Origin of the sequence: Bifidobacterium primatium (assembly GCF_002802875.1) — a bacterium.
In the GTDB taxonomy this organism is placed as follows: domain Bacteria; phylum Actinomycetota; class Actinomycetes; order Actinomycetales; family Bifidobacteriaceae; genus Galliscardovia; species Galliscardovia primatium.
This window is the reverse complement of record NZ_PEBI01000004.1, coordinates 97,340-123,740: the sequence shown is the minus strand read 5'-3', so window position 1 is coordinate 123,740 and position 26,401 is coordinate 97,340. Positions and strand designations below refer to the sequence as shown.

23 protein-coding genes are annotated in these 26,401 nt (G+C 64.9%); 15 read left to right on the top strand and 8 right to left on the bottom strand.

What is annotated here, in order from left to right; all coding sequences use genetic code 11:
* The first annotated feature begins 11 nt into the window (after positions 1-11).
* A complete protein-coding gene (locus CS006_RS08515) occupies positions 12-770 on the top strand; it encodes a carboxymuconolactone decarboxylase family protein (RefSeq protein ID WP_100511395.1) in 759 nt (252 codons plus the stop codon).
* 102 nt (positions 771-872) lie between these two features.
* Here the strand turns inward: CS006_RS08515 and CS006_RS08510 are convergent, their stop codons facing one another.
* Entirely contained in the window at positions 873-2,909 is a 2,037-nt protein-coding gene (locus CS006_RS08510; protein WP_207760033.1) for a bifunctional ADP-dependent NAD(P)H-hydrate dehydratase/NAD(P)H-hydrate epimerase, read from the bottom strand.
* Between the two features lie 205 nt (positions 2,910-3,114).
* On the opposite strand from CS006_RS08510, the gene CS006_RS08505 reads away from it, so the two are divergent.
* Positions 3,115-3,765 (top strand): GNAT family N-acetyltransferase, encoded by a 651-nt coding sequence (locus tag CS006_RS08505; protein WP_100511394.1) that lies wholly within the window; start codon positions 3,115-3,117, stop codon positions 3,763-3,765.
* A gap of 118 nt (positions 3,766-3,883) precedes the next feature.
* On the top strand, positions 3,884-4,615 hold the full coding sequence (locus CS006_RS08500; protein ID WP_100511393.1) for an SGNH/GDSL hydrolase family protein: 732 nt from the start codon (positions 3,884-3,886) through the stop codon (positions 4,613-4,615).
* Between the two features lie 39 nt (positions 4,616-4,654).
* Here CS006_RS08500 and CS006_RS08495 read toward each other — a convergent pair whose 3' ends face one another.
* A complete protein-coding gene (locus CS006_RS08495; RefSeq protein WP_100511392.1) occupies positions 4,655-5,512 on the bottom strand; it encodes an exodeoxyribonuclease III in 858 nt (285 codons plus the stop codon).
* A gap of 27 nt (positions 5,513-5,539) precedes the next feature.
* Positions 5,540-6,514 carry a tyrosine recombinase XerC gene (locus tag CS006_RS08490; protein ID WP_100511588.1) on the bottom strand — a complete coding sequence of 325 codons (975 nt, stop codon included), beginning with the start codon at positions 6,512-6,514 and terminating at the stop codon, positions 5,540-5,542.
* A 119-nt stretch (positions 6,515-6,633) separates the two neighbouring features.
* Here CS006_RS08490 and CS006_RS08485 point away from each other — a divergent pair, with 119 nt between their 5' ends.
* The 8 genes from CS006_RS08485 to CS006_RS08450 all read left to right on the top strand — a co-directional run bounded on the left by CS006_RS08485 (position 6,634) and on the right by CS006_RS08450 (position 17,457).
* Positions 6,634-7,656, top strand: a complete 1,023-nt coding sequence (locus tag CS006_RS08485; protein ID WP_100511587.1) for a glycosyltransferase family 2 protein — start codon at positions 6,634-6,636, stop codon at positions 7,654-7,656.
* Positions 7,657-7,763: 107 nt separating this feature from the next.
* On the top strand, positions 7,764-8,609 hold the full coding sequence (locus tag CS006_RS08480; RefSeq protein ID WP_100511391.1) for a DUF3710 domain-containing protein: 846 nt from the start codon (positions 7,764-7,766) through the stop codon (positions 8,607-8,609).
* Between the two features lie 13 nt (positions 8,610-8,622).
* Complete coding sequence (locus CS006_RS08475; RefSeq protein ID WP_100511390.1) at positions 8,623-9,354, top strand: DUF3159 domain-containing protein; 732 nt, start codon at positions 8,623-8,625, stop codon at positions 9,352-9,354.
* Positions 9,351-10,610, top strand: a complete 1,260-nt coding sequence (locus CS006_RS08470; protein ID WP_100511389.1) for a class I SAM-dependent RNA methyltransferase — start codon at positions 9,351-9,353, stop codon at positions 10,608-10,610. The genes CS006_RS08475 and CS006_RS08470 overlap by 4 nt, the downstream gene beginning before the upstream one ends.
* Positions 10,611-10,657: 47 nt before the next feature.
* On the top strand, positions 10,658-11,203 hold the full coding sequence (locus CS006_RS08465) for a substrate-binding domain-containing protein (RefSeq protein WP_100511388.1): 546 nt from the start codon (positions 10,658-10,660) through the stop codon (positions 11,201-11,203).
* A gap of 56 nt (positions 11,204-11,259) precedes the next feature.
* Positions 11,260-13,722 carry an HAD-IC family P-type ATPase gene (locus tag CS006_RS08460; RefSeq protein ID WP_100511387.1) on the top strand — a complete coding sequence of 821 codons (2,463 nt, stop codon included), beginning with the start codon at positions 11,260-11,262 and terminating at the stop codon, positions 13,720-13,722.
* A 39-nt stretch (positions 13,723-13,761) separates the two neighbouring features.
* Positions 13,762-16,464, top strand: a complete 2,703-nt coding sequence (gene acnA, locus CS006_RS08455) for an aconitate hydratase AcnA (RefSeq protein WP_100511386.1) — start codon at positions 13,762-13,764, stop codon at positions 16,462-16,464.
* Between the two features lie 366 nt (positions 16,465-16,830).
* Entirely contained in the window at positions 16,831-17,457 is a 627-nt protein-coding gene (locus CS006_RS08450) for an isochorismatase family protein (protein WP_100511385.1), read from the top strand.
* 17 nt (positions 17,458-17,474) lie between these two features.
* On the opposite strand, the gene CS006_RS08445 is transcribed toward CS006_RS08450, so the two are convergent.
* Positions 17,475-18,179, bottom strand: a complete 705-nt coding sequence (locus tag CS006_RS08445) for a response regulator transcription factor (RefSeq protein WP_100511384.1) — start codon at positions 18,177-18,179, stop codon at positions 17,475-17,477.
* A gap of 4 nt (positions 18,180-18,183) precedes the next feature.
* Positions 18,184-19,560, bottom strand: a complete 1,377-nt coding sequence (locus CS006_RS08440) for a sensor histidine kinase (protein WP_165777315.1) — start codon at positions 19,558-19,560, stop codon at positions 18,184-18,186.
* A 174-nt stretch (positions 19,561-19,734) separates the two neighbouring features.
* On the opposite strand from CS006_RS08440, the gene CS006_RS08435 reads away from it, so the two are divergent.
* Positions 19,735-20,358 (top strand): Ltp family lipoprotein, encoded by a 624-nt coding sequence (locus CS006_RS08435; RefSeq protein WP_100511382.1) that lies wholly within the window; start codon positions 19,735-19,737, stop codon positions 20,356-20,358.
* Between the two features lie 310 nt (positions 20,359-20,668).
* Entirely contained in the window at positions 20,669-20,824 is a 156-nt protein-coding gene (locus tag CS006_RS10780) for a hypothetical protein (RefSeq protein ID WP_165777314.1), read from the top strand.
* Positions 20,825-20,947: 123 nt separating this feature from the next.
* Here CS006_RS10780 and CS006_RS08425 read toward each other — a convergent pair whose 3' ends face one another.
* From CS006_RS08425 to CS006_RS08415, 3 genes are all read right to left on the bottom strand, one after another.
* Complete coding sequence (locus tag CS006_RS08425; protein ID WP_165777332.1) at positions 20,948-21,895, bottom strand: DMT family transporter; 948 nt, start codon at positions 21,893-21,895, stop codon at positions 20,948-20,950.
* Positions 21,896-22,109: 214 nt separating this feature from the next.
* Complete coding sequence (locus CS006_RS08420) at positions 22,110-22,955, bottom strand: Bax inhibitor-1/YccA family protein (protein WP_100511379.1); 846 nt, start codon at positions 22,953-22,955, stop codon at positions 22,110-22,112.
* A 114-nt stretch (positions 22,956-23,069) separates the two neighbouring features.
* On the bottom strand, positions 23,070-23,768 hold the full coding sequence (locus CS006_RS08415) for a GTP pyrophosphokinase (protein ID WP_100511378.1): 699 nt from the start codon (positions 23,766-23,768) through the stop codon (positions 23,070-23,072).
* Positions 23,769-23,872: 104 nt separating this feature from the next.
* Here CS006_RS08415 and miaB point away from each other — a divergent pair, with 104 nt between their 5' ends.
* Together miaB and miaA are read left to right on the top strand one after the other, a co-directional pair.
* Positions 23,873-25,330 carry a tRNA (N6-isopentenyl adenosine(37)-C2)-methylthiotransferase MiaB gene (gene miaB / locus CS006_RS08410; RefSeq protein ID WP_100511377.1) on the top strand — a complete coding sequence of 486 codons (1,458 nt, stop codon included), beginning with the start codon at positions 23,873-23,875 and terminating at the stop codon, positions 25,328-25,330.
* Positions 25,314-26,366 carry a tRNA (adenosine(37)-N6)-dimethylallyltransferase MiaA gene (miaA, locus tag CS006_RS08405; protein WP_100511376.1) on the top strand — a complete coding sequence of 351 codons (1,053 nt, stop codon included), beginning with the start codon at positions 25,314-25,316 and terminating at the stop codon, positions 26,364-26,366. Before miaB ends, miaA begins: the two co-directional genes overlap by 17 nt.
* Positions 26,367-26,401 lie beyond the last annotated feature (35 nt).

Sequence of the window (26,401 nt, the reverse complement as noted above, 5' to 3'; positions counted from 1 at the left end):
AGTGTTGAACCATGGCATTCGAATCATTCAGGAAGAAATACGACCAGCTCATGAACGACAAGCAGCCGCTCGGCGAGACCGACCCCGAATTCGTGGAGATGTTCAGCCGGTTCGCCTACGACGAAGTGGTGAACGATCCAGGCGCGGCACATCCCGACCTCGACGACCGCACCCGCTCCATGGCCATCCTCGCCGCGCTGCTCGGTTGCCAGGGACTCGACGAATACCGGCTTATGCTCCCCGCCGCGCTGAAGGCCGGCGTCACCCCGGTCGAAATCAAGGAGATCGTCTACCAGGCGACCGCCTACCTCGGCATCGGACGAGTCATGGGCTTCCTCAACGCCACCAACGACGTGTTCCTCGAGGAAAAGATACCCCTGCCGGTCGAGCAGCAGGGCACCACCGGCCCCGGCACCCGCATGGAGGCCGGCGAACGCGCACAGATCGAAATCTTCGGCGAACACATGCGCGGATTCGCCGACGCCGGTCCGGAGGAGACCCGCCACATCCATCGCTGGCTCGTCGGCAACTGCTTCGGCGACTACTACACGCGCGGCGGTCTCGACGCGCGCCGACGCGAGATAATCACGCTGTGCTTCCTGGCCGCGCAGGGAGGATGTGAGTCCCAGCTCGTCGCCCATGCGAAGGGGAACATGAACGTGGGCAACGAGAAGGCGTTCCTCATCGCCGTCGTCTCCCAGACCATGCCCTACATCGGCTACCCGCGCACGCTCAACGCCCTGAGCTGCATCGACAAGGCCGCCGAATAATCGCCCGGTCGCATATCGGTCGATGACATGGCGGGGCCGCCGGATGATCGTGACGAATCCGGCGGCCCCGCCATGCATCAGATACATATGGCCTATGACGTCCTAACGACGTTCCTCCTCCTCGTATTTGGCGAAGAGCGCGTCGGCGAGGGCGTCGAGTTCCTCGTCCGTGTAGTCTCGGTCCACATCAAGCACGACGTCCGCATCGTCCCCGTCGTCGGCCGTCACGGCTTCGTCCGTGCCCGATCCGCTTGAGAAGACGGGGGATTCCGCGTCGTCGCCGTCATCGTCGGACGTGGTGCCGTCGGTGACGTTATCGTCATCGTCGTCTCCGTCGTTGTCGTCATACATGCCGATGAGCGTGCCGAAGACACCGGGAATGCAATCGGCGACCTCGCCCGCCACGATCGGATGGCCCAGTGTGCCGTCCAGTACGCTTCCGGGTTCGATACGCCGCGGCTGCATGGCATGGAAGAACTCCAACGGGCTTGCGCCGTCATACACCACCGGCGGGCACGACCCGCGCTGGAACGACTCGGACGCCATGCCGGCGGCGAGGCCATGGATGTAGGAGCCGACCGCGGCGAACACGGCCATCTGGTCCGGCAGCCTGACCAGCGTCTCCGCGTTCTGCGCCAGCACGGCGCCGATGACGCCGGCCAGCACGTCGCCGGCGCCGGCAGTGGCCAGCCATGCCGGCCCAGACCCCGAAACGAACACATGCGGATTGCCGTCGCCGTCGTCGCCGACCACCACGGTGACCGCTCCCTTGAGCAGCACCGTCGCACCGGTGAGCTCCCATGCGCGCGTCGCCCAGTTCAGCGGCTCGGCGAGCACGTCCTGCACGCTCACATCCTCGTCGCGTTCGCTGAGCAGCCGGGCGAGCTCGCCGGCATGCGGGGTGATGAGAACCTGCGGCACGCAACTCTCCGGCAGCAGGTCGAGCGCGCCCGCATCCACGACCACCGGCGGCAGATCCTCGCTGCCGTCCTCCTCGGACGAATAATGCGCCAGCAACGCGGCGATGCGCCTACGCTGCGCATCCATATCACCCTCATCGGGACCGGACGGAACGCCGGAGCCGACCACCCACGACTGCACATGCCCCTTGCCCATCACGGCCTCCGGCACACGGGACAGCACCATATCCTGTGCGATCCGCGGGCCGACATAGCGAATCATGCCCACATTCGACAGCGCGGCCGCACGCGACGACAGCACGGCCGCCCCCGGATACTCGTCCGAACCGGTGACCAACCCCACCACGCCACGCGAATACTTCGAATCGTTCACATGCGGCAGACGAATCGACTGCGCCGCCGTACGCTGGGTCACGTTCTCCACCGCCGGCAGGAACGGCTCGGTGTCGAACCCGAAGTCCACCAGCACCTGCTGGCCGCACACATACGTCGCCGGCGGCAGCAGGTCGCACGGCTTGAGCGCACCGAACGTAATGGTCGCATCCGCCGGAATATACGGTCCGGGAAGCGTGCCGTCATCGATGCCCACGCCGGATGGTGCGTCGACGGCCAGCACGAGCGGGAATCCATCATGCCCCGCACCGCACGGCGTGGCGATGACATCGGGCAGCTGCCCATGCTCGCCGAGCGCCGCCGCGACCTGCGCGGGAATGCCGCGAAGCGCGCCATGCAGCCCGATACCCGTCATCGCATCGATGACCAGATGCGAGCTCTCCGCCGCCGAAACGGCCTCCTCGAACAGATCGGAGGCCTCCTGCGCATCCTGGGGTCCGTCCACACCGGGAATCTCCGCATCGGAATCCAGCACGATGACCTCGCCGCCCACGGCGCGGAACGCGGCAAAACCCTCCTCATGCAACGAACGCCCCACGGCCACGACGGTCACATCCACGCCGTCGGCGGCAAGTTCGGCCGCCGCGAACAGCCCGTCGCCTCCATTGTCGCCGCCTCCGGCGAGCAGGGTGATGCGCGCGGTATCGGGGGAGACATGGGCGCGGGCCATCATCACGCGCGCGGTCATCGCAGTCGCCGAGGCGGCCATGCGCATCAGCGGCACGCCATCCTCCAACAGGGGCCGTTCCATCGCGCGCACGTCATCGGACGCGAACGCCACGGACCTGAACTCGTCCTCCAGCTCGGCGTCGTCATCGAACAGCATCGACATCATCGTTACCCAGCTTTCCCGCCGGCCCGTCCGGTGCCTTTCACCATCGCCGGCTGCCACACCATTGTCTCTCGATCCGGGGAAAAAACCTGAAGATACGCCGCACGTCGCCTGAATGTCGTCATTCCGTTCCGGACTGGCGTGCGGCGGGGCCGTCGGCTAGGGTGGGGGAAGCCCGACGAAACAGGAAGGACTGCCAATGACATCGCAAGCCGTGCTCAGGGCCATGCGAACCGAGGACATGCCGAAGATCGAGGACATCGTAAGACGCACCTGGAACTACGACGGCCTGGTGTCGCCTCGCACCGCCGAACTGCTCGCCCGCATCGACGCATGCAACTGCCTCTCCCGACGCACGTTCATGCGCGTGGCCGACATCGACGGCGACGTCGCCGGGCTCATCGTCGTCAACGACCGACGCAACCCCCGCCGGGACCTTCGCCTGACCTTCCGCCAGATCGCCTCATATGCTGCGCTCGCCACCAGCCGCGACGGCAGGGAGGGACTGGCCATGTTCCACGAATACATGCGGACCGACCGCGAGCTGAGCCGGGACGCCAGAACCCAGGGCATGAGCTACGACGGCGAGATCGTGCTGTTCATCGTCAACGACAGGTACCGCGGCCATGGCGTCGGACGCAGGCTGTTCGACGCGGCGCTCGAGCACATGGACGACGCCGGCATCGGGGATTTCTTCCTCTACACCGACACCACCTGCGATTTCGGGTTCTACGACCACCGGGGGCTCACCCGCCGATGCGAGCGTCACGCCTCCTATACACTCGCCGGCAAACGGTTCGACGAGGACATGTACATCTACGACGGCATCATCGGTCGTTTGAAGTCATGACCGCAGGTTCGCCGGGCAGCATATAGTGGTCCCGAATGAACCACGGGCAGGCGGCGGACGAATCTCAGGCGATGCGCGCCAGGCGGACGCCTGCCCACGAACGGGGAAGGGAAGAGACATGAACGTCATGCACAAGACGGTGGCGATGCTCGAGGCATGGTGGGCGAAGCATCATGTGCATCTCGCGCCGGAACCGGAAGGCGAGCGCGCCGGACTGGTCGGCGAACGATACGCCGCAGACGGCTCCGCCCGCCCGTTCACGCTCGTGGCCGTGGGCGACTCCATGGTCGCCGGCTGCGGCGTCGACGACCAGTCCGATGGCCTGATCCCCGATCTGGCGCGCGGCATCGCCGACGTGCTGGAACGGCCGGTGCATTGGAGCACGCACGGCAGGCTCGGCGCCACCATGCGACGCGTGCGCTACCGTCTGCTGCCCGAGGTCGATGAGAAACCGGACCTGCTGGTGCTGTGCGCAGGCTCGAACGACATCATGGCCCGGCGCAGCGTCGGGGAATGGTCCGAGGACCTCTCCGCAACGCTCGACGAGGCCAAGGCCCTGGCCGACGACATCGTCGTCTACAGCTGCGGACAGCTGTACAACAGCCCCTCGCTCGGCGCCACGCTGCGACGATACCTCGAAGGCCGCATCGACGAGCAGACCGAGGCCAGCCGCCGCATCTGCGCCGAGCGCGGCGTCACCTACCTCGACATGACGCATGAGGACGTGAAGGCCGACGACGCGCAGTTCTACGCCTCCGACCACTTCCATCCCGGCAGGTTCGGCTATCGCTACATGGCCGACCGCAGCGTCGAGCTCCTACGCGACCATCTGCTGTCCATCAAAGACTGAGAACCGGGGCGGCGGAGCCGGCCTCGCCGCCCCGCCGCATCATACGGCGTAGCTGATGGTCAGCGGCGCATGATCCGACCATCGCGCCTCATAGGTCGGCGCCTTGTCGATGACGAACCCGCAGGCGCTCTCCGCCAGCTCCGGCGTGGCGAACTGGTAGTCGAGCCGCCAGCCCACGTTGTTGTCGAACGCGCGGCCGCGCTGGCTCCACCATGTGTACGGCCCCTGGATGTCGCCGGCAAGGTCGCGCATCACGTCGACGAACTCGTATTCGCCCAGCCAGCGGTCCACATAGGCGCGCTCCTCGGGCAGAAAACCCGCATGCTTCACATTGCCCTTGGCGTTCTTGATGTCGAGCGGCGTATGCGCGATGTTGAAATCGCCGCACAGCACCGCCTGCCGGCCGCCCGACGCGGCCTCCTCCTGCAGTTGGCCCAGACGCACGAGCATACGGTCGAGGAACCGGTACTTCTGCGCCATCTTCGTCTCGTCCTCCGCGCTGCCGGCATGCACATACACGCAGGCGACGGTGATCACATAGCCCTCCGGGGTCCGTACGTCGGCCTCTATCCAGCGGCCGGAATCGACGTCCTCGTCCAGCCCGGGCAGACCATGACGCGTCTCGACCACGGGCAGCGACGAGAGAAGCCCCACGCCGGCACGGCCCTTGACCCGACACACCTCGTTCACCCGCCGGAGGACGTCCGGCCTTTCGACGGCACCGGCGGCCGCATACCGATTCGCGAAATCGTCGAATATCGGGTCGAGCGCATCCTGCGGGGCACGCACCTCCTGCATACACCACACATCGGGCGTGTGCGCGTCCACCCAGGCTCCGACGTTCTTACGGGCCGCCGCCCGGATGCCGTTCATGTTCGAAGTCGTAATGGAAATCATGAACAGCAGTCTACCCACGTCCGTCCCTCACGCCCGAGGGAACGCCTGCTCGTACCGTTTCGTCAGCTGTTCGATGGACACATGGGTATAGCGCTGCGTGGTCTGCAGCGAGGAATGCCCGAGCATCTCCTGCACCTCGCGCAGATCGGCCCCGCCGTCGAGCATATGCGTGGCCGCGGAATGACGCAGGGAGTGCGGGCCGATGTCGGGGACCCCCGCAGCGGCGGCGGCACGATGCACCACCCGGCGCGCCTGACGCGGATCGAGCCGGCCTCCGCGCGAACCGAGGAACACCGCCTGTCCGTCACCGCCGTTCGTCGCGGAACGCAGCACCACGCGTCGTCCCCGTTCCATCCACTGGCCCAGCGCCCTGGCAGCCGGCGCGCCGAACGGAACCACCCGCTGCTTGCCGCCCTTGCCCAGCACGCGCACGGTGCGGGCGGAGAAATCGACGTCGCCCACGTCGATGCCGACGAGCTCGGAGATGCGGATGCCCGTGGCATACAACAGCTCCACGATGGCCGCGTCCCGCATCCCGATCGCCCGGGCCTTCTCCCCGTCGCCATGCCGCTTCGCCGCCTCCGTCGGAACCGGCCGTGAGCCGCTCCCGCCCTCGCCGGCGCCGGCGTCGGCCCGGTCCATCATCCGTTCCGCCTGAGCCTCGCTCAGCACCGTCGGCAGCGTCGAAGGAATCTTCGGCGTCTTCAGCCCGGCTGCGGGATCCGAGTCCGTCACGCCATGCTCGTATGCATAGGCGAAGAACGCACGCACCGACACGACCTTTCTCGCCATCGACGAGCGTGCATGATCGCGTGACGACGACGCCATCCACAGACGAAGAGCGTCCACCGTCACATCGCCCGGGGCATCGACGCCATGCGACCTGAGCGAGGCGAAGCACTCCTTCAGATCGGAGGCATACGAACGCACCGTGTTGGCGCTCAGACCGCGGTTGACGGACAGATACCTCAGGAAGGCGTCGGCCGCGCTCTCGAATCCCATCATCGCTCCCTCCATTTGGAAAAACACCGATTCTATGGTTTAACAGTAGGGTGCAGAACAGCGAAAATCACATCGTCGACGGCGCGCCCGACCAGGCGCGGCCGACAGACGGCAGCCGGATCGTACTGACCTTCGTGGTCCCCTCCTACAACGTGGAGGACTATCTCGGCCGATGCCTCTCCTCACTGCTGATCGAACAGGACCTGAGCGACACGGAGATCCTCATCGTCAACGACGGATCCAGGGACGGCACGCTCGCGCTCGCCCGCGAATACGAAAGCCGGTATCCGAACGTCATCCGCGTGATCGACCAGCAGAACAAGGGACATGGCGGCGCCGTCAATACGGGCGTGGCCGACGCGCGCGGCATGTACGTGAAGGTCGTCGACGCCGACGACTGGCTCGACATGGTCGCCCTGCGCAACGTGCTCGCCGAACTGCGCACGCAGGCGCAGGCCGCGGCGCCCGTCGACCTGGTCGTCACGAACTACACGTACGAGAAGCAGGGCAAGCGCATCAAGAAGACCGTGCGATACGGCAGCGTGATGAAGCCGAACACCATCCTCGGATGGAACGAGGTGAAGCGTTTCCGCCCCGACCAGAACCTGCTCATGCATTCGCTCATCTACCGCACCAAGGTCCTGCGCGAGAAGGCCCGGCTCGAACTGCCGGAGCACACGTTCTACGTCGACAACATCTACGCGTACTCGCCGCTGCCGCAGGTGCGCACGCTCATGTACCTCGACGAGGACCTCTACCGATACTTCATCGGCCGCGAGGGACAGTCGGTCGAGGAGGAGACGATGATCCGACGCATCGACCAGCTCATCCGCGTGGTGCGCACCATGATCGACACGACGCCCGAACGCGACGCCGTGCCCGCCGGCCTCTACCGGTACCTGATCCACTACCTGACCATCAACATGGCCATCGACTCGGTGTTCATGGTGCTGTCCAAGGACAAGGAGAACTACCGCCGCAAGGACGAGCTGTGGGCGTACCTCGCCGAGCACGCGCCCGAGGCCGACGAGGACGTGCGCCGCACCGTCATCGGACGACTGCTCACCGTGCGCGGGCCGCTCGGCCGCGGGCTCATCCGCCTCGGCTACGGCATCGCCCACAACATCGTCGGCGTCAACTGACGCCCGACGCGGCGATCGGGGGATTGTGTGAGCCTTCACCGAATTGACCCCACGCACCATTAAGCTATAAACGGTAAAAACCCACGCATGTGACGAAACGAGGAACAATGGGACTGTTCGGATTCGGCAAGAAGCACCATGAAGCCGAAGAGGAATCCAAGGCCGTCGACGTCGACGACGCCGTCGAGACCGTCGAGGAGACGGAAGCCGACGAGGCCGCGGAAAACACCGCCGATACCGCGAAGGACGGCGGATTCGGCGAGGGCGAACGCGGCGTCGACCACGGCCCGTGGGACGTCGACGACGAGAACATTCCCGACTACGACGACTACCTCGACATCGGCTCGCTCTACCTGCCGTTCCTCCAGGGCATCGAGCTGCGCCTCAAGGGCGCCCGCAAGACCGGCACGGTGATGGGCGCCACCATCACGCTCGGCAACTCCAGTCTCGAGATGGAGGCGTTCGCCGCACCGAAGTCATACGGCCTGTGGGACGACGTGCGCGCCGACCTGCTCGCCGCCAACGAAGGATCCCGCGAGGTCGAGGGCGTGTTCGGCACCGAGCTCATCCTGCCGGTGAAGGTCAAGGACAAGACCCTCGACACCCGCATCGTCGGCATCGACGGCCCGCGCTGGATGCTTCGAGGCATCTTCACCGGCCCGGCGGCCCGGCCCGACGGCGACGACGAGGAGAAGACCACGCTCGACAAGTACTTCTCCGACCTCGTGGTCGACCGCGGCGAGGAGCCGCTCGCCCCGCGCGACATGATTCCGATGCACGCGCCGGTCGGTCCCGCCGAACGCGCCAAGCAGGCCGAGGCCGAATCCAAGGACGACGAGCAGTCCACCGGGAAGGACATCCCCGGCAAGCCGAAGGGCCCGCTGAGCAAGACCCTTGAAACGCAGACCCAGACCACGCTGCGCCGTGGTCCGCTGTTCTCCGAAGTCCGATAGGCGTCGGACGGCCATGAGCGAACGTCATGACGGCCCCCGATCCGCAACGAACGGCAACGGGGCGAACGGGGCGAGAAAACGCAGCGGACTGGCGTCGCTGGCGGACGAGGACTTCTCCGTCATCGACGCCATCGGAGGCCCCCGAGGCGTCGTCGAATCGATTCTGCCGGGCGTCGTGTTCGTCGTGCTGTTCGTCGCCACACGCGACCTGCATATGACGGTGATGGTCTCCGCGGCCGTCGCCGCCGTGCAGGTGATCGTGCGTCTGATTCAGCGGCAGTCCGTGTTTGGCGCGCTCACCGGTGTGATGGCCGTGGCCATCTGCCTCGTATGGGCGTGGTTCAGCCACGACGCACGCAACTACTACCTGCCCGGCTTCCTCGTCAACACGTTCTGGATAGTCGTGTTGGGCGTCTCGCTGATCGCCCGGGTCCCCGGCATCGGCGTACTCGTCGAATTCGTGCGCAACCCCGCGACCGACCATTTGGGCGACTGGCTGCGCGCATGGCGCGATGACGGACCGCTGCTCAAGGCGTATATGATGGTCACCGGCATATGGATCGCCGTGTTCGCGCTGCGGCTCGGCGTGCAGGTGCCCATGTACCTGACCAACCACGTCGGCTGGCTCGGCACCGCGCGGCTCATCATGGGCGTGCCCATGTTCGCCGCCGCCATCTGGATCTCGTGGCTCATCATCGCCACGCCGCTGCATCGTCACCGCATCGCCGAGGAAAGGAACTCATGACCTCACAAGTCCGCATCGAACGCTACGCCGACCAGGGACGCTGCGTCGCCCACATCGACGGGCGCGTCGTGTTCGTCCGCTTCGCCCTGCCCGGCGAACTCGTGAACATCAGGCTCGACGAGCCGCACGACCGCGACGACCGGTTCTGGACGGGCGAGGTCACCGAAGTGCTCGAACCCAGCGACGAGCGTGTGGACCCCGTGTGGCCGCTCGCCGGACCGCTCGCCTGGGGCGGGGGAGTCGGCGGCGCCGACATGGTGCACGTCTCCATCCCCGGACAGCTCAAGTGGAAGTCCGCCACCATCGCCGAGCAGATGCGGCGCCTCGGCCATGTGGACGTCGACGTGCCGGTCGCGGGTGTGGAAGACGACGTCGAGCGTCGCGGTCTCGGATGGCGCACCCGCATCGAGATGATCGCCGACGACGAGGGACGACCCTCCATGCGCCGTCGCGAATCCCACGTGCGTGTGCCCCTGGACGCCATGCCGCTCGCCACCGACGCCGTGAACGCCGTCGCCGAAGCCGAGCGCGTATGGGAGGGCGGCTTCGAGCCCGGCTCCCAGATTCGCCTCGCCGTCCCCGAGCCACGTGACGGGGAAACGACCGGCGACGACTACGCCCTGCTTGTCGATGGCGGACTCCGTGCCGGCAGCCAGCATCTCACCGAGACCATGACTCTTGCCGATGGCCACGAATACACGTACACCGTCGACGCCGGCGGCTTCTGGCAGGTGCATCGTCAGGCGCCGATCGTCCTCGCCAACGAGGTCATCGACCTGGTCAGACAGCAGCTCGACGGCGCCGAATCCGCTACGATATGGGATCTGTACTCCGGTTCCGGACTGTTCACGCTGCCACTCGCCTCCGCCACCGCGCCACGCACCCGGATGCTCAGCGTCGAGGGCGCGAAGATCGCCGTGCGCAACGCGCAGCGCAACCTGCGCGCCATCGGACTCGACAACGTGGACCCGCGCACCGGCGACGTGTCGAAGACGCTGCGCAACATCCCGAACGACCTCGCCCATCCCGACGTGGTCGTGCTCGACCCGCCGCGCGCCGGCGCCAAGAAGCGCGTATGCGAGCAGATCGCCGAATCCGGCGCACGGTCCGTCGTCTACGTGGCCTGCGACCCGACGAGCCTCGCCCGCGACACGGCCACGCTCACCGACCTCGGCTACGAGCTCAGGTACATCAAGGGCCACGACATCTACCCCAACACCCACCACGTCGAAACCATCGCCCTTTTCGTGCGATGAACCGGCGAATGACGATGCGACGGGTCATAAGGACGTTGGCCGGACTGATGGCGGCGACCATGCTGCTGCCGTTGGCCGGATGCATGCCGCAGGACAGGGCGGTGGGAGATACGCACGAGACTCCGGAGGCCATCGCGCATGACGGCGTGGACCGCAACGACGTGGGCGTCGGCGTGGTCGGCAGCGCCAAGCCCGTCAATGCCGACCGCGACTCGGACATGGTCCGCGCACTGCGCCAGGAGGGCATGCAGCCGATGTACGCCGCCGCGAACGGGGACGCCGGCAGTCAGCAGAAGGGCGTCGAGGGATTCGTGCGACGCAACGTGAAGATCATCGTCCTATGCGCCGACAGTCCGACCGGATGGGACGAGGCGCTTGGCAAGGCGCGGCGGGCCGGCATCCCCGTCGTTCTCATGGAAAGCTCCATCAGGCCGGACAATCGGACGCTGTATGCGGCGCGATTCCACGTCGTCGAACAGGGGACGACGCCCAAGGGCGGCGCCGACGGCATCGGCGACGCGCTGATGGACATCATCGACGACAAGCCGCATGCCAAGGACATGAACGTGATGCTGACGGGGGTGCACGGATGAACGATGCGATGGCGACGACAACGGCGGCTCCGACGACCAGGACGGGGCGCGCAGCAATGCCCGAGGTCGGGGAGACGGGGCTTACCAGCGAACAGGTCAAGCACCGCATCGCCCAAGGTGAAATCAACATCACCAAGGACAAGTCGTCACGGTCGATCGCGCAGATCGTACGCGCGAACGTGTTCACCCTGTTCAACGCCATCATCGCCGTGGCCATGGTCATGGTGCTGCTCACCGGCCAGTGGCGCGACTCCGTGTTCGGATTCGTCATCATCATCAACACCGGCATCGGCATCGTCACCGAGCTCAGGGCCAAGCGCACGCTCGACCGGCTGTCCATCCTCGTCGCCTCGAAATACCTTGTCCGCCGCGACGGCGATGACGTCGAAATCGCGCATGACGAAATCGTCAGAGACGATTTGCTGTGGATCCGCTCCGGCGACCAGATTCCCGCCGACGTCGAAATCGTCAAGACCTGGGGGCTTGAACTCGACGAATCCATGCTGACCGGCGAATCGCGGACCGTGCGCAAGAACATCGGCGATCCGGCGTATTCGGGATCGACCGCCGTCTCCGGCATGGCGCTGGGACGCGTCACCGCCGTGGGGGAGAACAGCTACGCGGCCAGACTCGCCGCCGAGGCCAAGATATACAAGAAGACCCACTCCGACCTCAACGCCGGCATCAACACGATACTGAAGTTCATGACGTTCCTCGTCGTGCCGTTGTGCGCGCTGCTGATCTGGACGCAGATGAACACCGTCGGCGGATGGGACGCCGCCATCTCGTCGGGCGCATGGCGGCAGGCCGTGGTCTCCGCCGTCGCCGGCGTGGTCGGCATGATTCCCGAAGGCCTCGTGCTGCTCACTTCGTTGAACTTCGCCGTCGCCGCCATGCGGCTCGCCCGACAGCACACGCTCGTGCAGGAGCTCGAATCCGTGGAGACGCTTGCACGCGTCGACGCCCTGAACCTCGACAAGACCGGCACCATCACCGACGGCGGCATCGCCTTCGACCGACTGGAGATGCTCGGCGTCGATGCGGGTGACGGCTTGCGGCGGACCGCGGAACAGGCGTTGTACGACCTCGCCAACGAGGAACAGCCCAACGGCACCGGCAGGGCCGTCCTTGACGGACTGGGGGAGCGGGGCATCGCCGCAAGCGAGATCGCGGCTCGAGTGCCGTTCTCATCGGCACGCAAGTGGAGCGCGGTGGTCGAAAACGACGAGATCTGGTACATGGGCGCACCCGAGGTGCTGATTTCGGCCATGCGCGGCGACCACGCCGCCATCCTTGAACGGGTCAATGCCATCGCCGGTGAAGGCAGCCGTGTGGTGCTGCTTGCCAATGCCGATGCCGGTGATGCGGCCGGTGACATCGTTCCAACGGAATTCGCCAACGATCCGCGGCTTCTCCCCGATGCCGAACCCGTCGCGCTGGTGGTCTGCTCCGAACGCATCCGCCCCGACGCCGAACGCACGCTCGCATGGTTCCGCGAACAGGGTGTGCGATGTCGTCTCATCTCCGGAGACAACCCCCGCACCGTCGCCGCCATCGCCGGCAAGGTCCGGCTCACCGGCGACAAGACGCCGCGCTATATGGACGCACGCGAGCTGCCCGACGACATCGAAGCGCTCGCCGAAACCCTCGAACACGTCGACGTGCTCGGCCGCGTACTGCCCGACCAGAAGAAGGCCATCGTGCAGGCATTGCACCAGCGCGGCCACACCGTGGCCATGACCGGCGACGGCGTCAACGATACGTTGGCGTTGAAGGAGGCCGACCTCGGCATCGCCATGGGCAACGCCGCGCCCGCCGCCAAGGCCGTGGCCCAGGTGGTGCTCGTCGACTCGAAATTCTCCCACCTGCCCGACGTCGTCGCCCGGGGCCGACAGGTCATGGCCAACATGGAACGCGTTGCCAGCCTGTTCCTCGTCAAGACCGTGTACTCCGCCATCATCTCCCTCGGCGTCGTGCTCACCGCCATGCCCTACCCCTACCTGCCGAGGCACATCACCTACGTGGGGGCGCTCACCATCGGCATGCCGGCGTTCATCCTCGCGCTCGCACCCAACACGCGCCGATATATTCCCGGATTCCTCAGGCGCGTCGTCGCCTTCGCCCTGCCCGGCGGCATTGCCACGGGACTGTCGGTATTGCTGTGCGCATGGATCGTGCCGCACGTCATGGGATGGAACCTCGGCAACCCGGCCGACCTCGAATCCCTGCGCGCCACCAGCGCCATCATCCTGTTCCTCATGGGCGTGTTCGTCCTCTCGCGCGTGGCCAGCCCCCTCAACTCCTGGCGCGGCGGCCTCGTCGCGTTCTTCGCCGCATGCGGCGTCATCGGCATGTTCATCCCCTTCGTCGCAAGCTTCTTCGCACTCATCATCCCCGCCGGCCGCACGCTCGCCGCCACCCTCGTGGCGCTTGCCATCGCCTCGGTCATCTTCCTTGTCTGCATCGTGGTCGTTCCAAAAATCGGGCGTATTATTCCACACGAAACAAAAACACGCTAGAACTAATGTGTTAATGATTTCGTACATCACGGAGGTCGTATGTCCATCCATGACGATCAACTTGCCCGACTGAACGTCGCCGGCAAGGATTTCGACTACTATTCCATTGCTGACCTGCCCGGCATCGACCATCTGCCGTACTCGCTCAAAGTCCTCGTCGAAAACCTCGTGCGCAACATCGACGGCGCCAACATCACCGACGAGCACGTCAAGGCGCTGCTCGACTGGGATCCCAACGCCGAACCCAGCCACGAGATCCAGTTCACGCCCAGCCGCGTCGTCATGCAGGACTTCACCGGCGTGCCGTGCATCGTCGACCTCGCCACCATGCGCGACGCCGTGAAGAAGCTCGGCGGCGACCCCGAGGTCATCAACCCGCAGGTCCAGTCCGACATGGTCATCGACCACTCCGTGCAGATCGACAAGTATGGCATCGCCGACGCCGTCCAGCAGAACATGGACATCGAATACCAGCGCAACGGCGAACGCTACCAGTTCCTGCGCTGGGGCCAGCAGGCGTTCCGCAACTTCCGCGTCGTGCCTCCGGGGACCGGCATCATCCACCAGGTCAACATCGAATACCTCGCCAAGGTCATCATGAGCAAGGCGGAGGAGAACGGCCGCACGCTCGCCTACCTCGACTCCTGCGTCGGCACCGACTCGCACACCACCACCGAAAACGGACTCGGCGTGCTCGGCTGGGGCGTCGGCGGCATCGAGGCCGAGGCCGCCATGCTCGGCCAGCCCATCTCCATGCTCGTGCCGCGCGTCGTCGGCTTCAAGCTCACCGGCTCCATCCCCGAAGGCGTCACCGCCACCGACGTGGTGCTCACCATCACCGACATGCTCCGCCAGCACGGAGTCGTGGGCAAGTTCGTCGAATTCTACGGCGAAGGCATCGCCTCCGTGCCGCTCGCCAACCGCGCCACCATCGGCAACATGAGCCCCGAATTCGGCTCCACCTGCGGCATCTTCCCCATCGACGACGTCACCCTCGACTACCTGCGCCTCACCGGCCGCAGCGAGGAACAGGTCGCGCTCGTCGAAGCCTACGCCAAGGCCAACAAGCTCTGGGGCGACGCCAAGGACCCCGACTACGTGGAACCGGAGTACTCCGAATACATGGAGCTCGACCTCGGCGACGTCGTGCCGTCCATCGCCGGCCCGAAGCGTCCGCAGGACCGCATCAAGCTCAACGAGGCCAAGCAGGTGTTCGAGGAGACGCTGCCCGCCTACGAGACCGAGAAGACCGTCAAGGAGCCCGTGGCCGTGTCCACCAGCTTCCGCGGCGACTTCGACCTCAACAACGGCGACGTGGCCATTGCCTCCATCACCTCCTGCACCAACACCTCCAACCCGAGCGTCATGATCGCCGCCGGCCTCATCGCCCGCAACGCACATGCCAAGGGACTGAGCCCCAAGCCATGGGTCAAGACCTCGCTTGCTCCCGGCTCCCAGGTCGTCGCCGACTACCTCAAGGCCGCCGGCCTCCAGGACGACCTCGACGCCCTCGGCTACCAGCTCGTCGGCTTCGGCTGCGCCACCTGCATCGGCAACTCCGGTCCGCTGCTGCCCGAAATCAGCGAGGCCATCAACGCCAACGACATGACCGTCACCGCAGTGCTGTCCGGCAACCGCAACTTCGAAGGCCGCATCAGCCCGGACGTCAAGATGAACTACCTGGCCTCGCCGCCGCTCGTCATCGCCTACGCGCTCGCCGGCACCATGGACTTCGACTTCGCCACCCAGCCGCTCGGAACCGACGCCGACGGCAACGACGTCTACCTCAAGGACATCTGGCCCACCAACGAGGAGGTCGAAGCCGTCGTATCCGGCACCGTCAACCGCGAGATGTTCCTCAAGGACTACGCCTCCGTGTTCGAAGGCGACCGCCGCTGGAAGGGACTCGACGTGCCCGAAGGCGAACTGTTCGCCTGGGATCCCAAGTCCACCTACGTGCGCAGGCAGACGTTCTTCGATGGCATGAACGCCACGCCCGACCCCGTCGAGGACATCCACGGCGCCCGCGTGCTCGCACTGCTAGGCGACTCCGTGACCACCGACCACATCTCCCCGGCCGGCGCGTTCAAGGCGTCCAGCCCCGCAGGCAAGTACCTCACCGAACGCGGCGTCGAACCCAAGAACTTCAACTCCTACGGCTCGCGTCGAGGCAACCACGAGATCATGGTCCGCGGCACCTTCGGCAACATCCGTCTGCGGAACCAGCTGCTCGCCTCCACCGGCAACGAGGTCACCCCCGGCGGCTTCACCTATGACTTCACCACCGGCAAGCCGTCCACCATCTTCGACGCCTCGCTCAACTACAAGGCCGCGGGCACCCCGCTCGTCGTGCTCGCCGGCAAGGAGTACGGCACCGGCTCCTCGCGCGACTGGGCAGCCAAGGGAACCCTCATGCTCGGCGTCAAGGCCGTCATCACCCAGAGCTTCGAGCGCATCCACCGCTCCAACCTTATCGGCATGGGCGTGCTGCCGCTGCAGTTCCCCGAAGGCGAATCCTACGAATCGCTCGGCCTCGACGGCACCGAGACCTACGACATCGCCGGCATCGAGAAGCTCAACGAGGGCGAGACCCCCAGGACCGTGCACGTCACCGCCGCGCACAAGGACGGCTCCACCACCGAGTTCGACGCGGTCGTCCGCATCGACACCCCCGGCGAGGCCGACTACTACCGCAACGGCGGCATCCTCCAGTACGTACTCAGGAACCTCATGAGGAAATAAGATAACGGAGTGTCTTTGGCACGCCGGCAGACTCGACGTATGTCAATACGCCTTCGTCTGCCGGCGCACTAAAGCCGCACGCGTTATCTCATTTAGAGTTCATACTTGTGCTCCTGGCTTTCTTCAGGCTCCCCTTGTCAGGGGAGCTGGCCGCCTCAAGGCGGTCTGAGGGGTAGGTGACACCGCCACAGTGGATTTTTCCAATATCGATTGGTCACGGTTTTCCGCCACGACACGCCGATAAGACGGCACGTTCGTGGCGGAAAACCGTGACCAATCGTGTTTGCGGCGGAAACCGTGAGCGAACGTCCCATCAGCCTGCCATCGGTCCCCGTCGTAAGATGAAAAACGAACGAAAGGGGACATATGAGCACGAAAGCACTGATCATCGTCGACGTGCAGCCGACGTTCTGCGAGGGAGGGGAACTCGGCGTGGACGGTGGCAACACGGTCGCCGAACGCATCGCCGACTACGTAACCGACCACCGCGACGACTACGCATACATCGCCACCACGCAGGACTGGCATATCGTGCCGGGCGGGCACTTCTCCGAACATCCCGACTTCGTCGACTCATGGCCGCCGCACGGCGTCGCCGGCACGCCGAACGCCGAACTGCACCCCGCCATCAAGTCGCTGAACATCGGCCATCACTTCAAGAAGGGCCAGTATTCGGCAGCCTACTCGGGATTCGAAGGCATCGAGGACAATTCCGATCGTCAGCAGTCCCGCGCCGAAGTGCGCATCGCCCTCGAGGAAGGCCATACACTCGCCAACGCGCTGAAAACGGCCGGCGTCACCGACGTGGACGTCGTCGGCATCGCCGAATCGCACTGCGTCAAGGAGACCGCGCTCGATGCGGTCAAACTCGGCTACCACACCCGCGTATTCACCGACCTGACCGTACCCGTCAGCCCGGAACTCGGCGAACAGGCACGCAAACAGATGACCGCCGCCGGAGTCGAGCTCATCGAATCCGGACGTGCCTTCTGACCTCCCGCATCATCGGCCTACCGGCACAACGGGGAGGGAAGATCGGCCCTCCCCACCAGCTGCGCCAATTGCACACGGCTCATGCTCAGTTTCTCCGACGCCGAGGAGAGATGCGCCTTCGCCGTCCGCTCGCTGACGAACAACCGCGCGGCGATCTCCTGATTGGTAAGTCCCTCGGCCGCCAGCAGCACGGCCTGACGCTCCCTTTCGGTCAGTGCGTCCAGAAGCGCCCTGGCCTCGTCGCGCCGCGTCATCGGACGATGCGCATGCAGATCGGCCAGCAGCTGCCGCTGACTCGCCGGATTATACTGCGGCCTGCCCTCGCAGACACTGACGATACGGCTGATGATCTCCTCCGGGGCATCCGTCTTCGAGACAAACCCCTCGGCACCGGCCTCGGCGGCACGCTCCACCGTGCCTTTGGGCGACAGCGACGTCAATATCAGCACATGCGGGGGAGCGGGCAGCCGACGCAGACCCGCCGTGGCCGTGATGCCATCGCCGTCGGGCATGGCGATGTCCATCAGTACCACGTCCGGACGCTCCTCACGCGCCCTGGCCACGGCATCGGCACCATTATGCGACGTGGACACCACGCTGATTCGACCCTGCGAATAGTCGTTGAGAATCAGCGACATCGCCTGACAGATCATCGGATCGTCATCGACGACGCTCACCGTTATCGGCGAAGCCGGAGCATTGGATGGTTCGGATGAAGGCATACCCTCATCGTAATGGGGTGAACGGCAGTCTGACGTCAAGATGGAAGACGTTTTGCCGGTCGTAGCCGTATTCGCAGGTACCGCCCGCCTGCTGGACCCGTGATTTCAGTCCGGGCAGCCCGTTGCCTCCGGAATTCGTGGAATCAGATGTCGTCGGGGCTTTCATCGGCACGGTGGCGACTGGCGCCGTAGTGGCGTTCGTGAACAGAATGACCACGCCGCGAGACTTCGCCGCTGAAATCTCCAACGACACGCGCTGCCCCGGCGCATGTCTCCGGGCGTTCGTCAGCCCCTCCTGCACCGCACGGAACGAGATCTTGCCGACATCGGGGTCCAACGAGCTCAGATCCTGAACGTCGATCCACGTATCCAGCATCATGCCGGCCGAACGCGCGGCATCGATGATCTCATACAACGCCTCGCGCGTCAGCGCGGTGTCGGAATCCGGCTGCAGCATCGCCTGCACCTCCTGCGGATGACGCAGCATGTCGATGATGTCATGCGCCTCATCCAATGCGCCCGCAGCCTGACGGCGAATCTCGTCCGCCCGCTTCGCCAACGCCATGGCGTCTGCAGCCGGTCCGGCGGAGGGCATACCGCTTCCATCCGTCGGACGCAGCGTCGAGGAAAGACGCACGGCCTGCGCCTGCAACGCGCTCGCGTTCACCGCGATCAGCGACAGACTGTGCGCCAGCGTGTCATGGGCCTCCGCGGCCACGGCATCCGCGAACCGCTGCATGCTCAGACTCGTCTGCAGCTGGTCGGCTCGGTCGCGCTCGCTGTTCGCCCGCGTGTTCGCGTTCGCCGCCGCCGCGGCATTGCGCATATGCAGGCCGGACAGTATCGCCGCCGCAAACGTGGCGACGGTCCAGATCGTGGCCACGGCAACGATGGCGGACAGGTCGGTGTCTACCACCGCCGGAACGCCGTCCACGCCGGTGCCGGTCTTGGCGAACATCATGCGCCAGGTCGAATAGTCGTCCGGACGCAGCAGGTCCAGCACCTCGACCTTTACGCAGCATATGGCTACCAACGTCGTGCACAAAATCATGGCACGGCGTTCCCGCACACGCGCATACACCGAGGCGAGGGCGAACAGCGACAGCGCTGAGCCGAACGGCAGCAGCAGCGTCGTCATGGCGGCGGCCAGACAGCAGAACACCGGACGCGTGCCCCGGCGCAGCAGCAGGAACGGCGCCGCAAGATCGCCCACCAGACCGAGCACGCACCATACGTAGCCGAGGTCATTGCCGGTGTACTGGAAATGATTTGCCGCATACGCGGTCTGCACCAGTGCATCGAGCATCGAAACCACGACCATCACGATGGTCCAACGTCGTTTCGTGCCTATGGCCGGACCGTTATCCGAAGCCTGTGTCATATCGGTCATATCCGTCAAGAGTAGACGCACGGGGGAGCGGACGCCATTGACCGCGCCGACGTACCGTATTGCCCGTTCGGGCGAACGGAAACGGCCGTTCGTACACTGACGCCGGAACCGCGAAATCGGTACGTTGAATCATGTACCCGACATCACGGAAGGAAAGAGGGAATCATGACCAACAGCAATGGTGTCGTACCGAACGGGCAACCGGCTCCGCAACAGCCGACCACCGTATACCAGCCGCCGTCACAGGGCTCCCGCAGGGGAGGCAAGGCCGGCAGACCGAAGAAACCGTTCTGGAAGAAATGGTGGTTCTGGCTGATCGTCGTCGTGGCCGTCGCCGCCATCGCGACCAGCGCCGGAGGCTCAGGCGACGACACATCGTCGACGAACGTCGCGACCGGAACCTCGCAGTCGCAGTCCGCCCAATCCGGCGACTCCAAGACCTCCGACGGGGCCGCGGCCCAAAAGAGCAAGCAGCCGTCCGTTCCGACGGAATACACGTCCGCGCTGCGCCAGGCCGACACCTACGCGAACACCATGCACATGTCGAAGCAGGGCGTGTACGACCAGCTGACCAGCGAATACGGCGGCCAGTTCTCCAAGGAGGCCGCACAGTACGCCATCGACAACGTGAAGGCCGACTGGAACGCGAACGCGCTCGCCAAGGCCAAGACCTATCAGGAGGACATGGCCATGTCCCCCGAAGCGATTCGCGACCAGTTGACCAGCGAAAGCGGCGAACGGTTCACCGCCGACGAGGCGAACTACGCCATCGAGCACCTCAACGATTGAGATGACGGCGCGGCCGCAGACCTCGGCCGACGGTCACACGGCGCCTCGGCGTCTCGGATGTCTTGTCCGATGAATATGGCATGGGTTCGAGTACAGTGCGTTTGCACGATAAAAAGCATGCAAACGCACTGTCAACGAACACAACACGCCGTGCGAAAAGCCTTTTGCTGAGAAAAAGCTATCAATCCCATAACAAAAATGAAGAACACTGCTACTGTTGCGAATGAAGGGAACGAAGGGTCTTGCGCTGCAGCAGTATTCGGCGCTCCTGAGGATACAACGAAACAGCAGGAGCGAAGGAGTTCTTACTATGACGCAGCATCAATGCACCATCGCGGGATGCGATGAGCCGGCGGAAGCCAGCGGACTGTGCGAACGGCATTTCACCAGGGCCTTGGTATACGGCCAGTTCAGGACGCCGAGGCATCAGTCCCCGGTCGCTGCCGCCGCAGTGAAGCGTCAGTGACGGCCCGACGGACCTGAGGATTTCATCGAAGGCCCGAACACGACCATAACGCGGATGGCGTTGGCCCGTTCATCGTGGAACGAGCCAACGCCATCCGTCATATACGGGATGTCATACGACCCGTCATGAATGATGCGCCGTATCGGCGGTTTCCCCCTTTCGTCCGGACAGCCAACGGGGCAGGCGCGGCGGAAGCTGGGCGAGCACGGTGCCGACGAAAATCAGTATGCAGCCCCAATAGCCACGAGCGGTCATCACTTCGCCCAGCAGCAGCGCGCCGCCGACGGCGGAGAAGAACGACTCCAACGACATGATGAGCGATGCGCGTGTCGGCGGCACCCACTGCTGGCCGACCACCTGCAGCGTATACGCTATGCCCACCGAGCCGATGCCGGAGTACAGGATCGGCAGCCATGCGTCGGCGGCGCCCGACCAATTCACCGAGCCCTCCAGCAGCGATCCCATCCAGCTGAGCAGCGCCGTGGTGACGAACTGGCCGAACGACAGCAGCACGGGGTCTATGCCCGACGCCAACGTGTCGATGACCAGGATATGCACGGCGAACAGTATGGCGCACAGGAACACCATCGCATCCCCCAATGTCAGCGCCCCTCCGGAGTCCGTCATGCACAGCAGATAGAAACCGGCCACGGCCAGCGCCACGGCCACGCCGGTGAACAGCGTGACGCGGCGGCGCAGAAACGCCCATGCCAGCAGCGGCACCATGACGATGTACAACGCGGTGATGAACCCCGCCCGTCCGGCGGACCTGCCATAGAGGATGCCGTACTGCTGCAGCGTGCTCGCCGAGAACAGCACCAGACCGCACAGGGCCGAGACCAGAACGGTCCGTCTCGCCGATGGGACCGGAGTCATGCGAGGGACCGTGTCGGCGTCGCCTTCCGCCGTCGCCCGCCTGCGATGCAGCACCAACAGGATGGGAAGCAGCGACACCGCGCCGAGCGTGAACCTCGTGGCGTTGAAGAACATCGGGGACGTCGAATCCATGCCCGCCACCTGCGAGACGAAGGAGAAGCCCCAGATCATGGCCGTAAGCAACAGGCAGGCCATGCCGCCATACTCGTTTTTCCGCACGCGAATACCGTAATGCGCCCGTGTGAACCGTCCGCATGACGTTCCGGATTATGATATCGGCGCATATGGCGGCATATGGCGTCCGCGAGTTTGGCGTCAACGGTCACATGCGGTCATGACGACGAATATGAGAAGGCCGCCCGGCACGATGTGTGTGTCGGGCGGCCTTGAAGCCGGATGCCCGCGGCGTCTAGTCGCGCGAGCCGAACAGCTGCAGCAGATTGATGAAGAAGTTGATGAAGTCGAGGTACAGGTTCAGCGCGCACAGGATCGAGACGCGCCTGATCATCGTGCCGTCATAGGAATACTGCTGGAACATGGCGCGTGTGAACTGTGCGTCATGGGCGGTCAGCCCGGCGAAGATCACCAGGGCGATCGCCGAGCAGACCATGGTCATCGTCTGGCCGGGGAGGAAGATGGCCATGAGAATCTCCGCGACGATGAGCACGATCAGCGCGACCATGAGAATCGGGCCGAACCGCAGCATGTCGATCTTCGTAGTCAGGCCGAGCATGGTCAGACACAGGAAGAATCCGGCCGTCATCGCCAGCACCATGACGATGCTGCCCAGCGAGTACACGGCGAAGATGGAGCTGAGCGTGAAGCCCATCAATGCCGCATAGATGTAGAAGACCACACGTGCGGTGGCCGGGTTCATCGACATCACCTTGGCGCTCAGCGCCACGGCCATCACCACCTGCACGATGGACAGGCCGATCCAGCCGAGCATGCCGGTGGTCATCAGGAACGCGTACAGCAGGCCGCTCGCCTGCGTGACCACGGCGGCGACGGCGGTAACCAGCAGGCCCGCGGTCATCTCGGCGTACGCCTTGGTGACCGAGACGCGGGCCGCACGCTGGTAGCTGTCCTGCGTATAGACCGCCTGCGCATCCATCACGGGAGCCTGCGCGGCGTATCCCTGCCGGAAGTTCTGGGGCTGCTGGTTCTGGAAGTACTGCGGATTCTCATATGGCTGATTGAACTGCTGGTCGCCGTACGGTCTGTTCTGGGGCTGGCGGCTGTTGCCGAATGCCATGATCGCTCCTTTTCGTTCATAGATGGCTCTCACCCTAGAGGGCCTACCTGAACAAACGCTGGTATTCTTCGCCCGCAACGAACGAAAAGAGGGGAGCGGCCGTATGGGATGGCCTCAGCCGATCTCCTGATGGATCTGCTGCATGCGGTTCTCGATGTCGGCGAGCTGGGAGGCGCATTCCCTCAGCGTCTCGAAATGCTGCTCCCTTGCATTGTCCTCGATACTGTTCTTGTAACGCAGACGATGCTCGAGACTGGCCCAGTAGTCCATGGCGATGGTGCGGAACTGCACCTCCACCGGGGTCGGATGCGGGCCGTCGGAGAGGAAGACCGGCACTTGGTAGATGACATGCAGGCTGCGATACCCGTTGGGCTTGGGATTCCTGATGTAGTCCTTGACGCGGATCACCTCGATGTCCGACTGCTGGGACAGCGTATCCGCCACATTGTAGACGTCGGTCACATAGTTGCAGATCACGCGGATGCCGGCGATATCGTACAGGTTCTCCCGAATCGAATCGATCTCGATGGGCAGGCCCCGCTTCTTCAGCTTGCCGATGGTCGAACCGATGCTTTTGAGCCGGCATTCGATGTGATGGATGGGATTGTGCTCGTTCTTCAGCTGGAACTCGTCATCAAGATTCTCCAGCTTGGTGCTGATCTCGCGCATCGCGCCCGAATACACCTGTTCGAGCTCGGCATACTCCACGATCTGCGCACCGCGGAAGGTGTCGGTGCCAAGTTCCGCGGAGACCTGCTCCATACGCGTGCGAATCTCGGGTACGTTGAAGCGCTGCTTGCGTTCCAGGATCATGAATCGGACCTCCTCGTCGAAAAACCAAGGGCATGATAGCAGAAGAGGCGCGTGAGTTCCTGAAAATTCCATGAGGTTCGTGTCGTTCAGTAGGATGGAGCGATATGAACGAGGACATGATGACGATTGAGGAACGCAACCCCATATCGGCGGACGCCCTGACCGGGGAGCGGGAAAGCGGACGGGGCAAGGGCGTGTTCGCCATACATACGCTGGGATGCCAGATGAACGTGCACGATTCCGAATGCATCTCCGGCGTGCTGCAGTCCGCCGGGTACGTGCCCGCCGACGAGGAGCACACCAAAAACGGCGACTACGACCTTATCGTGCTGAACACCTGCGCGGTGAGGGAGAACGCCACCGAACGCATGTACGGCACACTGGGCCGATGGGCCCGCTACAAGCACCGTCACCCGAACATGCAGATCGCCGTCGGCGGCTGCATGGCGCAGAAGGACCGCGAACGCATCACGAACCGCGTGCCATGGGTGGATGCCGTGTTCGGCACGAAGAACATCGGCTCGCTGCCTCGGCTGCTTGACGAGGCCAGACAGTCCGGCAAGGCGCAGGTGGAGATCTCCCGGGACCTCGAGTACTTCCCCAGCCAGCTTCCCACGGCCCGAGCCTCCAGAATCTCGTCGTGGGTGTCCATCTCGGTGGGCTGCAACAACACATGCACGTTCTGCATCGTCCCTGCCGTGCGAGGCAAGGAGCGCGACCGCCGGCCGGGGGCCGTGCTCGATGAGATCCGCCGCTGCGTCGACGACGGCGCCAAGGAGATCACCCTGCTCGGCCAGAACGTGAACTCGTACGGGTATTCGATGGGGGACCGCATGGCGTTCTCCAGACTGCTGCGCGCCTGCGGCGAGATCGAAGGGCTGGAGCGCGTGCGGTTCACGTCGCCGCATCCGGCTGCGTTCACCGACGATGTGATCGCGGCGATGGCGGAGACGCCGAACGTGATGCATCAGCTGCATATGCCACTGCAGTCCGGCTCCGACCGCATCCTGCGCGCCATGCGCCGCTCCTATCGTTCGGCGAAGTTCATGGATATCCTGCGCAAGGTGCGCGAGGCCATGCCGGACGCGCAGATCAGCACCGACATCATCGTCGGATTCCCCGGTGAGAGCGACGAGGACTTCGAACGCACGATGCAGGTCGTCGAGGAGGCCAGGTTCTCCTCGGCATTCACCTTCGAGTATTCGCCGCGTCCCGGAACCCCCGCCGCGGTGATGGACCAGGTGCCGCATGAGGTGGTCCGCGAACGATACGACCGGCTCCACGCCCTGCAGGAGCGCATCACCGCCGAGGGATTGCGCGAGTTCGAAGGACGCGACGTGGAGGTGATGGTGTCCGCCACGCAGGGCAAGCGTGACGAGGAGACACACAGAGTGACCGGACGCGAACGCAACGGCGTGCTCGTGCACATCGGCGTGCCCGAAGGGGGGCCGCAGCCGCAGGTGGGTGATTTCGTCACCGCGACCGTCACCCGAGCCGCCGCCCACTACCTCATCGCCGATCCGGACACGAAAGCGGGGCAGACCTATGCCGTCCGTCACTGAACACGATATCGAAGAGAACGCGCCCGTCATCGGACCTGATGCGGCGAACGGCCCCCATACCAGGGTGGTATCCATCGTCGGCCCCACGGCATCGGGCAAGACCGGCCTCGCCATCGCATTGGCCAAGGCCTTGCAGGCCAAGGGCCAGCGTGCCGAGATCGTGAACGCCGACGCCTATCAGATGTACTCGGGCATGGACATCGGCACCGCCAAGGCCTCCGCCGAGGAGCGGGCGGCCGTGCCCCATCATCTGCTCGACGTCATCGACCCCTCGGAGACGATGACGGTCGCCCGCTTCCAGACGATGGCGCGCGACTGCATCCACGACCTGAGACGGCGGGGCATCCGGCCGATACTGGTCGGCGGGTCCGGGCTCTACGCACGCGCGGCCATCGACGACATCAGCTTCCCCGGAACCGACCCGACAGTGCGCGAACGGCTCGAGCGCCGTGAACGCGAGGAAGGCGCCGGAGCGCTGTTCAAAGAGCTCCGGGACAAGGATCCGCAGGCCGCGGAGCGCATGGACCCGCGGAACCCCCGACGCACCATACGCGCGCTGGAGGTCATCGAGATCACCGGCCGGCCGTATTCGGCGAGCCTGCCACGATACCGGTACGTGCTTCCCTGCGTGCAGATCGGCCTTGACCTTCCCCGAGAGGAGCTCGACCGACGCATCGGCATACGCACCATGCGCATGCGCGACGAAGGCCTGCTCGAGGAGGCCGAACGGCTGCGCGACCACCTCGGCGTGACTGCGGCCAGGGCCCTCGGCTACCAGCAGATGATCGACGTGCTCGACGGTCTCATGGACGAGGATGAGGCGTTCGCCGACATCGCGCAGAAGACCCGCAGACTCGCACGCAAGCAGATGGGCTGGTTCGGCCGCGACCCGCGCATCCACTGGCTCGACGCCCTCAACCCCGCGTTGCTCGACAACGCGCTCGCCATCGTCGAACACGCCGACGCCGGCGACTACGATGCCATCGACGCACGGGCCGACGACTACGTGCAGCATCATCTCGGCGACATCGCCTGACGCCGTCGATGATATCGACGTCTTTGGTGAATATC